At 39.5% G+C, this 14,213-nt stretch carries 18 protein-coding genes and 1 pseudogene (1 of these 19 only partly in view); 18 read left to right on the forward strand and 1 reads right to left on the reverse strand.

What is annotated here, in order from left to right; all coding sequences use genetic code 11:
- Window position 1: 1 nt before the first annotated feature.
- The 17 genes and pseudogenes from NST97_RS13800 (at window position 2) to NST97_RS13880 (ending at window position 13,292) form a co-directional block, all read left to right on the forward strand.
- Window positions 2-342: pseudogene (locus NST97_RS13800) on the forward strand (KOW motif-containing protein).
- Window positions 320-538 carry a translation initiation factor IF-1 gene (infA, locus tag NST97_RS13805; RefSeq protein ID WP_003178377.1) on the forward strand — a complete coding sequence of 73 codons (219 nt, stop codon included), beginning with the start codon at window positions 320-322 and terminating at the stop codon, window positions 536-538. The pseudogene NST97_RS13800 and the gene infA overlap by 23 nt, the downstream one beginning before the upstream one ends.
- Window positions 539-573: 35 nt before the next feature.
- Window positions 574-687: a 50S ribosomal protein L36 gene (gene rpmJ, locus NST97_RS13810; RefSeq protein ID WP_003156543.1), complete on the forward strand. Its 114-nt coding sequence runs from the start codon at window positions 574-576 to the stop codon at window positions 685-687.
- Between the two features lie 23 nt (window positions 688-710).
- Complete coding sequence (rpsM, locus tag NST97_RS13815) at window positions 711-1,076, forward strand: 30S ribosomal protein S13 (RefSeq protein WP_063387182.1); 366 nt, start codon at window positions 711-713, stop codon at window positions 1,074-1,076.
- A 20-nt stretch (window positions 1,077-1,096) separates the two neighbouring features.
- Complete coding sequence (gene rpsK / locus NST97_RS13820; protein WP_063387183.1) at window positions 1,097-1,486, forward strand: 30S ribosomal protein S11; 390 nt, start codon at window positions 1,097-1,099, stop codon at window positions 1,484-1,486.
- Between the two features lie 184 nt (window positions 1,487-1,670).
- Entirely contained in the window at window positions 1,671-2,615 is a 945-nt protein-coding gene (locus NST97_RS13825) for a DNA-directed RNA polymerase subunit alpha (protein WP_063387184.1), read from the forward strand.
- 53 nt (window positions 2,616-2,668) lie between these two features.
- Window positions 2,669-3,064 (forward strand): 50S ribosomal protein L17, encoded by a 396-nt coding sequence (gene rplQ / locus NST97_RS13830; RefSeq protein ID WP_063387185.1) that lies wholly within the window; start codon window positions 2,669-2,671, stop codon window positions 3,062-3,064.
- A gap of 182 nt (window positions 3,065-3,246) precedes the next feature.
- Entirely contained in the window at window positions 3,247-4,089 is an 843-nt protein-coding gene (locus tag NST97_RS13835; RefSeq protein ID WP_130156452.1) for an energy-coupling factor ABC transporter ATP-binding protein, read from the forward strand.
- Entirely contained in the window at window positions 4,065-4,940 is an 876-nt protein-coding gene (locus tag NST97_RS13840) for an energy-coupling factor ABC transporter ATP-binding protein (protein WP_117017135.1), read from the forward strand. Before NST97_RS13835 ends, NST97_RS13840 begins: the two co-directional genes overlap by 25 nt.
- Window positions 4,930-5,727: an energy-coupling factor transporter transmembrane component T family protein gene (locus tag NST97_RS13845; RefSeq protein ID WP_063387188.1), complete on the forward strand. Its 798-nt coding sequence runs from the start codon at window positions 4,930-4,932 to the stop codon at window positions 5,725-5,727. Before NST97_RS13840 ends, NST97_RS13845 begins: the two co-directional genes overlap by 11 nt.
- Window positions 5,728-5,738: 11 nt before the next feature.
- Window positions 5,739-6,479, forward strand: a complete 741-nt coding sequence (gene truA / locus NST97_RS13850; protein WP_311066742.1) for a tRNA pseudouridine(38-40) synthase TruA — start codon at window positions 5,739-5,741, stop codon at window positions 6,477-6,479.
- A gap of 145 nt (window positions 6,480-6,624) precedes the next feature.
- Entirely contained in the window at window positions 6,625-7,062 is a 438-nt protein-coding gene (gene rplM, locus NST97_RS13855; protein ID WP_063387190.1) for a 50S ribosomal protein L13, read from the forward strand.
- A 21-nt stretch (window positions 7,063-7,083) separates the two neighbouring features.
- A complete protein-coding gene (gene rpsI / locus NST97_RS13860; RefSeq protein WP_063387191.1) occupies window positions 7,084-7,476 on the forward strand; it encodes a 30S ribosomal protein S9 in 393 nt (130 codons plus the stop codon).
- Between the two features lie 114 nt (window positions 7,477-7,590).
- Window positions 7,591-8,028: a DUF2521 family protein gene (locus NST97_RS13865; RefSeq protein ID WP_340732372.1), complete on the forward strand. Its 438-nt coding sequence runs from the start codon at window positions 7,591-7,593 to the stop codon at window positions 8,026-8,028.
- Between the two features lie 607 nt (window positions 8,029-8,635).
- On the forward strand, window positions 8,636-10,972 hold the full coding sequence (locus NST97_RS13870) for an Ig-like domain-containing protein (protein WP_340732373.1): 2,337 nt from the start codon (window positions 8,636-8,638) through the stop codon (window positions 10,970-10,972).
- 463 nt (window positions 10,973-11,435) lie between these two features.
- On the forward strand, window positions 11,436-12,149 hold the full coding sequence (cwlD, locus tag NST97_RS13875; RefSeq protein ID WP_063387195.1) for an N-acetylmuramoyl-L-alanine amidase CwlD: 714 nt from the start codon (window positions 11,436-11,438) through the stop codon (window positions 12,147-12,149).
- Window positions 12,150-12,248: 99 nt separating this feature from the next.
- On the forward strand, window positions 12,249-13,292 hold the full coding sequence (locus tag NST97_RS13880; RefSeq protein WP_339212162.1) for an Mrp/NBP35 family ATP-binding protein: 1,044 nt from the start codon (window positions 12,249-12,251) through the stop codon (window positions 13,290-13,292).
- 17 nt (window positions 13,293-13,309) lie between these two features.
- Here NST97_RS13880 and gerD read toward each other — a convergent pair whose 3' ends face one another.
- Window positions 13,310-13,912, reverse strand: coding sequence for a spore germination lipoprotein GerD (gene gerD, locus NST97_RS13885; protein WP_340880783.1), 603 nt, complete (start codon window positions 13,910-13,912; stop codon window positions 13,310-13,312).
- Window positions 13,913-14,060: 148 nt separating this feature from the next.
- Here gerD and NST97_RS13890 point away from each other — a divergent pair, with 148 nt between their 5' ends.
- Window positions 14,061-14,213, forward strand: partial view of a KinB-signaling pathway activation protein gene (locus NST97_RS13890; RefSeq protein ID WP_340880784.1) — the 5' portion only. 465 nt of this gene lie beyond the right edge of the window; only the first 153 of its 618 coding nucleotides appear in the window; it begins with the start codon at window positions 14,061-14,063; its stop codon lies off the right edge, out of view.

Here is a 14,213-nt window from a genome sequence, read left to right on the forward strand (position 1 = left end):
GATGTGCGTGAGTGATCCTGAGTCGAGTCCGCAAATAGGTCAGTTTGTCTTGATTACGAAAGGGAGAGAAGCTGGCAAATATGCGATTGTCGTGAAAATTCTCGATGATCGATTCGTATTGATTGCCGATGGAGAAAAGCGAAAGTTTCATTCTCCAAAGAAAAAAAACATCCATCATCTTGAATTTTTTGATTGCGTATCTCCGGAAGTTCAGAACAGTATATTGGAAACTGGCCGTGTGACAAATGGCAAACTTCGATATGCAATAAGCCGATTTGTCAATGAACAAGTTACTGATTTGAGGAAGGGAGACAATTGAATGGCGAAAGACGATGTCATTGAAGTAGAGGGTACCGTTGTTGAGACGTTGCCTAACGCGATGTTTAAAGTAGAGTTGGAAAATGGTCATACCGTGCTGGCTCATGTTTCTGGAAAAATTAGAATGCATTTTATTCGTATTTTGCCGGGTGATAAAGTAACGGTTGAATTATCACCATATGATTTAACCCGCGGAAGAATTACGTATCGATATAAATAATTTGCACTCCGGATTATTAAGGAGGTTGGATAAACATGAAAGTAAGACCATCAGTGAAACCTATATGCGAAAAATGTAAAGTCATTCGCAGAAAAGGAAAAGTTATGGTTATTTGCGAAAATCCAAAACATAAACAAAAACAAGGTTAATTTTTGAAGGAGGTGCTCATATTATGGCGCGTATTGCTGGTGTAGATATTCCACGCGATAAACGCATTGTCATTTCTTTAACTTATATTTACGGAATCGGTCGTTCAACAGCTCAAAAAATATTAGCTGAAGCTGGAGTTTCCGAAGATACTCGTGTTCGTGATTTAACAGAAGAAGAATTAGGAAGAATCCGTGACATTGTCGACACTTATAAAGTGGAAGGAGATCTTCGACGGGAAGTTTCTCTAAACATTAAGCGTCTCATTGAAATTGGCTGCTACCGTGGTATCCGACATCGCCGTGGTTTGCCTGTTCGAGGCCAAAATACGAAAAACAACGCACGTACTCGTAAAGGACCGCGCCGTACGGTTGCTAACAAGAAAAAATAAGTAAAGGAGGTTAACTGTAAATGGCTCGTAAAACAAATACTCGCAAACGCCGCGTAAAAAAGAATATTGAGACAGGCATCGCACATATTCGATCAACCTTTAACAACACGATTGTCACTATTACTGATGTGCACGGCAATGCAATTGCTTGGTCAAGTGCCGGTGCATTAGGATTTAAAGGTTCTCGTAAGTCAACTCCGTTTGCTGCACAGATGGCAGCTGAAGCAGCTGCTAAAGCTTCTATGGAGCACGGAATGAAATCATTAGAGGTTTCTGTAAAAGGACCTGGCGCAGGCCGCGAAGCTGCGATTCGTGCTCTTCAAGCAGCAGGTCTTGAAGTGACATCTATTAAAGACGTCACACCTGTTCCACATAATGGATGCCGTCCGCCAAAACGTCGTCGTGTGTAATTTATCTGTATATATTTTGTAACCCTGTCAATAATGGGTTATGATACAGTTATAGATTCTAGCATTTATTAAGATGTTGTTTGTGCACATTCGGGACTTTATGATTGGGGAATTTCGGTTAGACGCGTTTTCTCTTCTTTGTCTAGCCGGGGTTTCGACGTTTTGAAGGAGGGTTTTATTTAGAATGATTGAAATTGAAAAACCAAAAATCGAAACGGTTGAAATCAGTGATGACGCGAAATATGGTAAATTCGTTGTCGAGCCACTTGAGCGTGGATATGGTACAACTTTGGGTAACTCCTTACGTCGTATCCTATTATCCTCACTCCCTGGTGCCGCTGTAACATCTGTTCAAATTGACGGCGTCCTCCATGAATTTTCTACAATTGATGGTGTCGTCGAAGATGTTACAACGATTATTTTAAATTTAAAAAAGCTTGCTCTGAAAATTTATTCAGAAGAAGAGAAGACGCTAGAAATTGACGTACAAGGTGAAGGGCCCATTACGGCAGCAGATATAACTCACGATAGCGATGTTGAAATATTAAATCCTGATCTTCATATTGCAACTCTTGCGAAAGATGCTCATTTGCGGCTGAGAATGACGGCGAAGCGCGGGAGAGGATACAGCCCGGCTGAAGAAAATAAACGGGAAGATCAACCAATAGGTGTCATCCCAATCGATTCGATTTACACACCCGTTTCTAGAGTTTCTTATCAAGTGGAAAATACACGGGTTGGTCAAGTGACAGATTATGATAAGCTGACAATTGATGTCTGGACAGATGGAAGCATCGGTCCAAAGGAAGCTATCGCACTTGGCTCTAAAATTTTGATGGAGCACTTAAACATTTTCGTTAGCTTAACAGATGAAGCGCAAAATGTTGAAATCATGGTTGAAAAAGAAGAGGACCAAAAAGAAAAAGTGCTTGAAATGACGATTGAGGAACTTGACCTCTCTGTTCGTTCTTATAACTGTTTGAAACGTGCAGGTATTAACACAGTTCAAGAACTTGCGAACAAAACAGAAGAGGACATGATGAAAGTGCGTAATTTAGGACGCAAATCGCTAGAAGAAGTAAAACAAAAATTAGAAGACCTTGGTTTGAGTTTACGAAAAGACGATTAACTGATTTTTCAAAGTCTATATAGATCAACTTCCAACAAAGGAGGGAACATCACATGTCTTATAGAAAATTAGGACGTACTAGTGCGCAGCGTAAAGCAATGCTCCGTGACTTAGCAACGGACTTAATTATTAACGAACGAATTGAAACGACTGAAGCCCGTGCAAAGGAGCTTCGTGCTGTTGTAGAGAAGCTGGTTACTTTAGGTAAACGTGGTGATTTGCATGCTCGTCGCCAAGCAGCACAGTTTATTCGCAATGAGGTTGCGAAAACTGTGACAGTTTCGGGCCAAGACGGAAAGGAAAAAGAAAAACCTTTCTATGCATTGCAAAAATTATTTGATGAAGTGGCACCACGTTACCAAGATCGTCAAGGCGGCTACACACGAATTTTGAAAATGGGTCCTCGCCGTGGTGACGGAGCACCAATGGTTATCATTGAATTCGTGTAATTTAGATATAAATGAACTTCAAGGGCGGGACAGTTGTAATGACTGCATCTATGCCCTTTTTTATTTATCTTCAAGTACTTTACAAAGCGGATTGATTTTCTTTTGGCAGCCTCTGCATCTCATATTATAGACATGATATTCGCGTTTACTTCATCTGTACTTGAGGCGGGAGGAGGGCATCTGTGGAACGGTCGATCATTCAAGTTCAACATGTAACATACCGCTATAATAAAGAAAGTGAAAAGCCTGCACTAACGGATGTTTCCTTTGATGTGTATGAAGGGGAATGGCTGGCCATCGTCGGACACAATGGATCAGGGAAATCAACATTGGCCCGGATGCTAAACGGTCTGCTGCTGCCTGACGAAGGAACCGTTACTGTATCAGGAATCACATTATCAGAAAAAACCATTTGGGATATTCGAAAACGGATTGGAATGGTGTTTCAAAATCCAGATAATCAATTTGTCGGCGCCACTGTACGAGACGATGTCGCTTTTGGTATGGAAAACATAGGTATACCGAGAGAAGAGATGGTAAAACGAATCGAATGGGCGACGAAAATTGTAAAAATGAATGAATTTTTAGAACGGGAGCCTCATCATCTTTCCGGCGGACAAAAGCAGCGGGTCGCGATTGCAGGCGTTTTGGCTGTTCAACCAAGCATTATTGTTTTAGATGAAGCGACTTCAATGCTTGATCCAATTGGACGCCGGGAAGTAATTGAAACCATTTGGTCATTGAAAGAAAAAGGGCTTGTGACGGTCATTTCCATCACCCATGATTTGGAAGAGGCGGCCAAAGCAGATCGGATGATTGTAATGAATGGAGGCAAAAAATTTGCGGAGGGAACTCCGAAAGAAGTGTTTCGCTTGGAAGAGGAGCTGGTAAGCATCGGTTTAGATCTTCCGTTTTCTTACAAGCTGAGCAAACGGCTTCTTGAAAAAGGAGTGCCTTTAGCGACGCGACACCTTAATGTAGAAAGCCTGGTGGACGAATTATGGACATTAAAATCCGACAATTAGAACATCGTTACCAAATGAACACTCCTTTTGAACGGCTCGCTTTGTGTGATATCAATATGGATATCCATGAAGGAACATATTTGGCCGTGATTGGGCATACCGGATCGGGAAAATCAACGATTTTGCAGCATTTAAACGGCCTGCTTTTGCCGACGAAAGGCTCTATTCAACTTGGAGACCGGCTGATTAAGGCAGGAGAAAAACAGAAAAACTTGAAATCTATCCGAAAAAAGGTCGGAATTGTCTTTCAATTCCCAGAGCATCAATTATTCGAAGAAACCGTCGAAAAAGATATAGCATTCGGTCCAATGAATTTTGGCGCATCGTTTGAAGAAGCGAAAAAAAAGGTAAAAGAAGTGCTGCCGCTAGTCGGTCTAGGAGAAGAAATCCTTCATCAATCCCCGTTTGAGCTAAGCGGGGGGCAAATGCGAAGAGTGGCGATTGCAGGTGTTTTAGCGATGGAGCCGGAGGTGCTCGTTTTAGATGAACCGACTGCAGGATTGGATCCAAAAGGCCGAAATGAGATCATGGAGCTTTTTTATCGTCTCCATAAAGAAAAAAAATTAACAACAATATTAGTAACGCATAGCATGGAAGATGCAGCCAAGTACGCTGATGAAATTGCCGTTTTGCACCAAGGGGAATTAAAGATGAAAGGGTCGCCAAAGGAAATATTCCGGTTGACTGGGGAACTGGAGCAGCTTGGGCTCGATTTGCCGGAATCAATTAAATTTGTCATGAAGCTTGAAGAAAAATTTTCTTTAACGGTTGAAGACAAGCCATTGACTTTAGAGGAAACGGCCGATTTCATTGAAGCCCTTTTAAAAGAAGGTGTCGTATATGATCGATAATATCATCATCGGAAAATATGTTCCTGGCAGCACAGTCATTCATCGAATGGATCCCCGTGCAAAACTGCTAACGATTTTTTTATATGTTTTTATCGTCTTTTTTGCCAATAACGGAATCACTTACTTTTTATTAGGATTATTTACGTTCATCATTATTTTGCTGACGAAGCTTCCGTTCTCTTTCTTATGGAACGGTTTAAAACCTGTTATATGGATCGTTGGGTTTACATTTTTGCTGCACATTTTAGTAACAAAAGAAGGGGACATGCTGTTCCGCTTCGGCTTTTTTTCCATTTATGAAGAAGGCTTGCGGCAAGGGTTTTTTATCTCTCTTCGGTTCATTTTCTTAATTTTTATGACAACGACATTGACCTTAACAACAACGCCTATCGAAATAACGGATGGAATGGAAAGTCTGTTAAAGCCTTTTAAAAAATTTAAACTTCCTGTCCATGAACTAGCATTAATGATGTCTATTTCTCTTCGCTTTATACCGACTCTGCTGGAGGAAACAGAAAAAATTTTAAAGGCGCAAATGGCAAGAGGGGTAGATTTTACATCAGGGCCTGTAAAAGAGCGAATAAAAGCAATCGTTCCTTTGCTTGTACCACTTTTCATCAGCGCTTTTAAGCGGGCGGAAGAGCTTGCTACCGCTATGGAAGCCAGGGGGTATCGCGGAAGTGAAGGACGTACGAAAATCAGGCAGCTGAAATGGGGAGCGATTGATTCCATTATGATGGCCTCTATCCTGCTGTTATCAATTATTTTATTACTATTGCGTGCCTAGGAGTTTTAAAAATGAGGATTAAATGCACAGTTTCGTATGATGGATCAGGATTTAGCGGTTATCAGCGCCAGCCCGGCCTCCGGACAGTACAAGGAGAGATTGAGGAAGCATTAATGAAAATCCACAAAGGGGAGCGGATAAAAATTACTGCTTCCGGCAGAACAGACGTCGGCGTGCATGCTGTTGGCCAAGTATTTCATTTTGATACAAGCCTCAAAATTCCGATGGAAAAATGGCCGATTGCTTTGAATACGCTGCTTCCTCAAGATATTTCCATTCAAAATGCAGAGCTTGCCGATCAAGATTTTCATGCTAGATTTTCTGCAAAGAAGAAAGAATACCGCTACCGTTTGTATCGCAGTTTTCATCGAGATGTGTTCCGGCGTCATTATGCATACCATTTTCCAAATCCGTTAAATATTGAAACGATTCGAACTGCCTCCCGTTTCATTATTGGAACACATGATTTTACAAGCTTTTGCTCTTCTAAAACAGAAACGGAAAATAAAGTGAGAACTATTTATGAAGCGGATATATGGGAAGAAGGAGATGAAATTACGTTCCGTTTTGTCGGAAGCGGCTTCCTTTACAATATGGTTCGCATTTTAGTCGGAACATTGATTGAAGTAGGAGAAGGGAAGCGCAAGCCGGAAGAAATAAAACAAATTATCGCAGCCAAAGATAGATCAAGAGCCGGGAAAACAGTTTCTGGATGCGGTCTATATCTTTGGAAAGTTTATTATGACAACTAATCCAGGTGTAACATTTTCTTGACATTCATATCTTAAAAAGATAAGATAACATATGGTATGTATTTCAAGCCCCACGATTAGCCCCGGAAAATAATCGTGTTTTTGAAATAGACTTTTCGACATGAACGATTAAGGAGGGAAAACAATGCGTACAACGTTTATGGCAAAGCCGCATGAAGTTGAGCGCAAATGGTATGTTGTTGATGCAGCTGGCAAAACTTTAGGACGTCTAGCAAGCGAAGTTGCATCTATCTTACGCGGAAAACACAAACCAACGTTTACACCGCATGTAGATACAGGTGACCACGTAATTATTATTAATGCTGAAAAAATCGAATTAACTGGAAAAAAATTAACAGACAAAATTTATTATCGCCACAGCCAGCATCCTGGTGGTTTAAAATCAAGAACTGCATTAGAAATGCGAAACAACTATCCTGAAAAAATGCTGGAACTTGCTATTCGCGGAATGCTTCCAAAAGGTTCCCTTGGACGCCAAATGTTTAAAAAATTGCATGTTTACAGAGGAAGCGAACATCCTCATCAAGCACAGAAACCAGAAGTTTATGAACTTCGCGGATAATTTAATAAGGAGGTTATCATTTTGGCACAGGTTCAATACTACGGTACCGGTCGTCGCAAAAGCTCTGTTGCCCGTGTTCGGTTAGTTCCTGGTGAAGGCCGTATCGTAATTAATAAACGGAACATTGAAGATTACATTCCAACAAAAGCTTTGATTGAAGATATTAAACAACCGCTTGTTTTAACAGAGACAGTTGGCAATTATGATGTACTAGTAAATGTTAGAGGCGGCGGTTTCACTGGTCAAGCAGGCGCTATTCGCCACGGAATTGCTCGTGCACTTTTACAAGCTGATCCAGAATATCGCGGAACGTTAAAGCGTGCAGGCTTATTAACTCGAGATGCTCGCGTAAAAGAGCGTAAGAAATACGGTCTTAAAGGAGCACGCCGTGCACCGCAATTTTCAAAACGTTAATGATTCGAACCTTAAACCACAACAAATCGTTGTGGTTTTTTATTTGCAATTGGAAAGGAGTGGTTGAATGGAACAGCGTGAACTGAAAAAAATAAAAACAAGGAGGAGATTTTGATGAATGTAATTACAGACTTTAATGAAAGACGGCAGGAAAAAAAGCTTCTCACTGAGCGAAAAATGTTAAAAGATCTCGCAATTCGCAAGTTGAAAAATATGATTGATGAATGGTTTAATCCTTTTTTTCAAAAACGCTTCCATAAAACTGCAATGGAAGAAGAGTGTGTCCACTCGGCCATTGAATCTTTTTTGCTGGGAGCGGCCTACAGCCGGTTCGGATATTACGGAGAATCGATGGAGCAGGCCAATACACGTTGTATACAGGAAGAACAAGAGCTTATTAACAATTTATTTGACAATATTCTTTATTTGGCAAGGGAATCAAATGATGATTTTGTTATGGAATCCATCTATTTGACATGCCAGCACTTTATTCATTATTGGTGGGAAGAAGGGTTTTTAGCTGGTAAAAAGAGATACAAACTAAAGCTTTAAAAGCAGTTCATGCATGGCTCATTTCAACTTCGTTGGAACGGGCTTTTTTTATGCCTAAAAACGGCTTGTGAAAAAATGATTTGACGGGGGCCATTGCTGAATTCGCCTTTTGATTGGCTTTTTTATTTCAAAAAGGAAAAGTTCAGGATTTATTGGCAGTGCTGCTTATTTTTTGCAAGGAAGAATGAAGCAAAATGGTTTTTTATTTCCTATGTGAAATATTACTCGTAAGGACAGCATCCGTGCACTGTGGCTATGTTATAAAAACTTTTAAAAACAAAAATTGCGGTTTTCAAAATGTTCATCTCGATATGAATGTCTTTTCAACGATTCCAGATTTTCGCAGATAGAAAAAGTTTTTATCATTTGCCGAGCAAACCTCCAATTATGTAGCTCAGGTGAGGAAATCAGCTTTTATTTTTTATTTGGCTTTTTTTGCTGAGCTTCGACACGTTTCTTTTCTCTTCACCACAAAGTTTTATTAGCACTTTTCATTTAAGCGAATAGGCTTAAAACTTTTGTGACTGTTCAAAAAATTTTAGTGCCTTATACAAAATCATCCATTATAATATTTCTATCAATTTTTTATAAATAAAGAGGTGGAGAAATGGGTTGGTTGAAAAAGTCGCTATGCCTTGTTCTTATTTTTTTATTATTGGTGCCAGCTAGCGGTTTTGCACAGGAAAGAAGTTCAGACACAGCATCTGGAGGAAATAAATACATATTAATCAGCAACGAGTCCGTCGACGTATATAAACCTCAATCCACTGGAAAGTTCAAAATCAATAATGATCAATATACGATAAACAAAAAAATAGGATTGGATGCTTATAAACTGGATGTAAATAGACCTTTTGATATAGAAAAACATGAAGACAAGAAACTTCAACAAAAATCTCTCTCCAAAAAGTTTCTCAATAAAGTTGGCGATACTAAGACATTTTGGGTGCATGATTTTACGACCAATGAAGATAAACAAATTAGCGCCAAGCTGCTGTATTCAGGTACAAAAGCGAACGTATGGGTTTATGATAATCAAATTACAGAAGCTGATGCGCAAAAATTAGGGCAAGAATTTGATCAAAAAATTTATCCGCTCATCACACAAAATTTTGCCAGCGAATCCGATGTGGACGGAAACGGGAAAATTCACATTCTTTGTTATGATATACAAGATGGTTTTGCAGGATTCGGGGGGTATATTGCTGGTTACTTTTATGGAGGAGATTTGCATGATATTCCATACTCCAACAAATCAGAGATTTTTTATATTGATACGTATCCTTTAATGGGAACAGGGACGGAAAAGGATGTAAGTGCTGCATACGAAACATTGGTACATGAATTTCAACATATGGTGAATTTTAACCAAAATGTATTTATAGAAAACGGCTCCCAAATGGATACATGGCTAGATGAAGCATTGTCAATGGCAGCTGAACACATGTATACTGGAAAACCTTTAACGAATTACATTTATTACTACAATATTTCTACCTCCATTACAAATGGTCATTCATTATTGTATTGGAATTATTATGGCGATACTTTGTCTAACTATTCCTTGTCCTATCTTTTTGGACAATATGTCAGAATTCAAGCGAATCAAGGAAACAAGATTTTCAAAGAGATTTTAACAGATACTCATAATGATTATAAAGCAGTAGAAAATGTAGCGAAAAAATATATCAACTCTTCCCTTACATTTGGAGAATTGATGACGAACTTCCGCAGTGCCCTTTTACTGAAGAAAGATACGGGAAAATATGGCTTTAAAGGAGAAGAAGGCTTTAATTTATTAATTCCAAAAATATTTTCGGGAGAATATGCCAGCTTGCGGGGCGGCGGAGCCATAGTAAAACGGGCTGTTGGTAATGAAACTGTTCCTGCATCTAAAGGAAATGACATCACTTATACTTTTTTAGATGAAAAAAATCCTTACACTCCTCCAAAACCGATAGTAAACCCGGTAAGTGATCAGGATACATTTATAAATGGCCTGTCTAATCCAAGAACGACTGTTTATGTCCAGCTTGGTTCAAAGATATTGAAGACTGCAGCGGCTGATCGTAATGGATCCTTCCGCATTTCCATCAGTAAACAAAAAGCTGGAACTGTCTTAAGCGTATATGCCAAGAGTCAGGAAGGAAATAAAAGCAAGTCGGTTCAAATAACGGTGCTCGATAAAACGCCTCCTAGCATTCCAAGCGTAAACCTGGTCAGCGATAAAGATAAAACGGTCAGAGGGACAGCGGAGGCAGGATCAAAAATAACAATAAAGGCCGGCAGCAAAGTATTGAGCACCGGCACGGCAGATAAAAATGGGAAATTCACGATTTTGTTAAAAACAGCTCAAAAAGCTGGAACAGTTCTTTACGTAACAGCGACGGATAAAGCGGGGAATGTGAGCCCGGCGCGAAAAGTGACGGTAATTGATAAAACACCGCCGCGTACTCCGAGTGTAAATTCGGTCAGCAATAAAGATAAAACGGTCAGAGGGACAGCGGAGGCAGGATCAAAAATAACAATAAAGGCCGGCAGCAAAGTATTGAGCACCGGCACGACAGATAAAAATGGGAAATTCGCAATTTCGTTAAAAACGGCTCAAAAAGCCGGAACAATTCTTTACGTAACAGCGACGGATAAAGCGGGGAATGTGAGTCCGGCGCGAAAAGTGACGGTACTCGATAAAATACCGCCGGGTGCTCCTAAAGTGAACAAAGTGACAAGAAAATCTTCCTCGGTGACAGGAAAAGCAGAGGCGTATTCAACGGTGTATGTCAAAGCAGGAAAGAAAGTAATCGGTTCGGGCAAAGCGAATAAAAACGGAAATTTCTCCGTTTCAATCAAAAAACAAAAAGCCGGAACAGTTCTCCTAGTGTATGCAAAAGATAAGGCTGGAAATGTAGGAAAAAGCACGAAAGTTACCGTCAAATACAAATAATAAAATTGACCGTGCCAGCCTGATCGGTCTCGTTATAACTGAAACGCAACATTCATCTTAGCTCCCATATTTGCGGGAGCTTTTTTTTATACTCTTAAAATGTTTCTTTTTGAAAAAAAGCGCTGTAAAAAAACTGAATCAGACATACAATTTTATTTTCAAGTGAAGCATTCCATTATCCCCAATTGCCCCCAATTTAAACTTCATATCTAGGACCGAACAGTGATAAGGCGATTTATCATTAAAGCACAAACAGCTGTATGGCAGAAAGTTGACGGCTTCTACAGCTATATTATCTGTTGGGGAGAATGACGAGTTTGAGCAGATTAGTTAAATTTTGAATGCGCCAATTTTCTGGTGGGAATCGGCTGGAAAAAAGAGATATAAATTAAAATTGCAGTAATCATAAATCCTTATGCTTTTCCATATATTGAATTGAAGGGACGAGCAGGAGGGATGCGGAGTGAAAAAAAAGCTGAAATGGGCACTGTTTATTGCTGGGTTTCTAATTCTCGTATTTATCATTCAATATCAATTCTCCCTTTTCAATTCATGGAAATCATGGAATCTTCCGTTATCAGGAAAAATCATTTACTTAGACCCCGGTCACGGAGGTCCCGATGGAGGAGCAGTAGGAAAAAAACTGCTGGAAAAAGATATAACTTTAAAAATTGCCAATATTGCTCGAGATTATTTACAAGAGCAGGGAGCGTTAGTGTTATTGACAAGAGAAAAAGATGAAGATTTGGCTTCGGACGATACACACGGATATAGCCGGAGAAAATCAGAAGATATTCGAAAGCGCGTTCGCCTAATTGATGAATCAGACGCCGATTTGTTTTTAAGCATCCATTTAAATGCTATTCCATCTCCAAAATGGAGGGGAGCGCAAACATTTTATGACGGAAAATATCAGGAGAATGAAGCTATTGCGAAATTTATCCAAGATGAATTAAGGAAAAATTTAAGAAATACAGATCGAAAAGCAAAGCCAATAAGCGGTGTCTATTTACTAAAGCATGCAAAAAAACCGGGTGCGCTTGTGGAGGTGGGGTTTTTATCCAATCCTTCTGAGGAAGAGCTTCTTGCTTCTGAAGAATATCAGAAAAAAGTGGCAGCCGCCATTTACAACGGGGTTTTGCGTTATTTTTCCAATGAACAGCAAATACCGGAATAAATGGATTCTTCTCAGGCATCTATTTTCAATGGACTGTTGGAAATGTGTTATACTATATACTATTAAAAGTCTTATGGAAAAAAGGTGGTTGTGGATACGATGCGGGAAGAAGATGTAAGGTCCATTGTCGAACAGTTGGAAGATCCATTTTTACATAAATCTTTAAAAGAATTGAATGCGATTGAAGAAATAAAAATTAAGCCCGAAAAAAAACATATTAGTTTAAAAATAGCAATTGCCAAAACGGGAACAAGCGAGCAGTTAACACTCCAGCAGCAAATTGTTGCAAAGCTTAAACAAGCGGGTGCCGAGACTGTTGGGCTGCGTTTTTCGGAGCTTCCAAAGGAAATTGTCCAAAAGTATTATTCTGATAGTACAAGCTCTTCCATTTTATCGAATGAAAAAACAACCTTTATTGCAATAGCAAGCGGAAAAGGCGGTGTCGGCAAATCAACCGTATCTGTCAACTTGGCTGTGTCCCTTGCTCGTCTAGGAAAAAAAGTTGGTCTTATTGATGCAGATATTTACGGCTTTAGCGTTCCTGATATGATGGGGATCATGAACCGGCCGATCGTTCGCGGGGATAAAATTATTCCAGTTGAGCGGTTTGGTGTGCAAGTCATATCAATGGCTTTTTTTGTTGAAGATAATGCGCCTGTTGTTTGGAGAGGTCCGATGCTCGGAAAAATGCTGAATAACTTTTTCCAAGAAGTTGAATGGGGATCGTTGGACTACTTACTCCTTGATTTGCCTCCTGGTACAGGTGATGTTGCATTAGATGTGCATACATTGCTTCCAACTAGTAAAGAAATCATTGTAACTACGCCTCATCCAACAGCTGCATTTGTTGCTGCAAGGGCTGGTGCAATGGCCATTAAAACGGAGCACGAAATTTTAGGAGTTATTGAAAATATGTCCTATTTTGAAAGTAAATTAACAGGCCAAAAAGAGTATGTATTTGGGAAAGGCGGAGGTCAGAAGCTTGCAGAGGATTTGCAGGTCCCTCTATTAGGGCAAATTCCGCTTGAGCAGCCGGACTGGGATGAAGAGGACTTTGCTCCGTCTGTTTATAATGAAAACCATCCAATAGGGAAAACTTATTTAGATATAGCAAGAAAAGTGATTGAGATAACAGAAAAGTAAAGGAAGGGAGAGGAGGTCTATTGGCCTCCGCCCCCGCCTTCGTTTCCGGAGCTGCCCCCGCCTTGTTGTTTACTTTGAGCTTGCTGAGCAGCCTTCAATAGCGCCTCCTCGATTTTCGGTTGAAAGAGCGGACTTGATAGAACATCTGTAATTTGCTGCTGTAAATATTGGCGGTATTCTTTGCTTTTTAAAACCTTCAATAGTTCTTCTTCCATTTGAGGATTTTTCAGCACATCCATAAGCATTCCTTGATATTCCGGATCTTTCATTAAACGTTTGATCACTTTTTCATGTTCTGTTTGCAATGTTTTCGCAAATCCTTCCGCAAATTTTGTATCTTCAAATGTATTTTTCCAAAATTCCTTCCCTTTTTCTGATGTTAACGCTTTTTCAATCGTATTATTGACGGTTTTTTGATCTAAAATGAAGTTTCGTTGAACTTCTTCATCTTTCATAATTTCTTGAACGGCTTTTTTTCCTTCGTCAGATTTTAATATGTCTACAACCATTTTTTTTGTTTCATCATAATTCATTGGTTCACTTTGCTGCCGATCCGCACATCCTGCAACGATCATCCATATAAGCATCATGATGAGGAGCGAACAATTTCTACCTCTCATATTTCATTTAGCTCCTTTCAATAATAACTTCTACCATTATGTTGAGAAACCAACTGTTTTTTATGCGAAAAAAGTTTTGCCATATGGTAATATACAAGTTGGATTGATAAAATCATATGATATTTTACGAAATATGGAGGGGTTGGCAGTGAAAAGCCGAAATTGGGTACGATTTTTCCTTTCTACTCTCATTGTAGGTGGAGTTGCGACAAGTATTGTTGGTTTTATCTTAAGATGGAGCGAGTATGAAAAACTGTTTTTGTCTTTTAATATTGTTGAAATTGTTGCAGTATTGTTTTGG

This window comes from Aeribacillus sp. FSL K6-1305, from assembly GCF_038050115.1.
Taxonomy (GTDB): Bacteria; Bacillota; Bacilli; order Bacillales; family Aeribacillaceae; genus Aeribacillus; species Aeribacillus composti.